Source organism: Janibacter sp. CFPM2_SD2 (genome assembly GCF_057364645.1).
Map to the genome: position 1 here is coordinate 1 of NZ_JBNFOF010000422.1, position 491 is coordinate 491.

Below are 491 nucleotides of genomic sequence, written 5' to 3' on the forward strand. Positions count from 1 at the left end.
CGCGGACCGCCCGGGCACGGCGCCGGCGGGGCAACCCGTGGCCCGGTCGACGTTGTGGCGCCTGCTGCCGCGGTCGCGCCCGAGCTGACCGAGTGGGCCGACTTCTTCGCGACCGTCCTGCCGAGGGCGGCGCCCGCCCCGGTGTCGGGGCGGCCGGGCCGATGAGCGTGCGCGAGGTCGACGACCTGCTGCGCCAGGGCGAGGACTTCGTGCGGATCGCGGCGGGCACCCTCGGGCTGCCCCCGGTCCGGGTCACCGCCGACCTCGTCGCCATCCCCCCGTCGCACGACCTCGAGGACATGCGAAGGGGGGAGGCCGGGTGAGCTTCGCCCACCTGCACGTGGCGTCGGGCTTCTCCCTTCGTCATGGCACGACGACTACCGGAGGATCCTCGTGGCCCGGGCCGCGGAGCTCCTGGGCAGCCGGCGCTCGCCCTCACCGACCGCGACGGGCTCTACGGGGCGGTGCGCTTCGTCCGGGCGGCGACCGCC

Annotated in this window: 1 protein-coding gene; it reads left to right on the forward strand. The window is 77.0% G+C overall.

The features are described 5' to 3' along the window. Positions 1-161: 161 nt before the first annotated feature. Positions 162-323 (forward strand): hypothetical protein, encoded by a 162-nt coding sequence (locus AC2W7J_RS18745; RefSeq protein WP_485984319.1) that lies wholly within the window; start codon positions 162-164, stop codon positions 321-323. The last annotated feature ends 168 nt before the right edge of the window (positions 324-491 follow it).

What these genes read in the sequence shown, in the direction of transcription:
- AC2W7J_RS18745 (WP_485984319.1), top strand. Translation starts at nt 162, where the DNA reads ATGAGCGTGCGCGAGGTCGACGACCTGCTGCGCCAGGGCGAGGACTTC.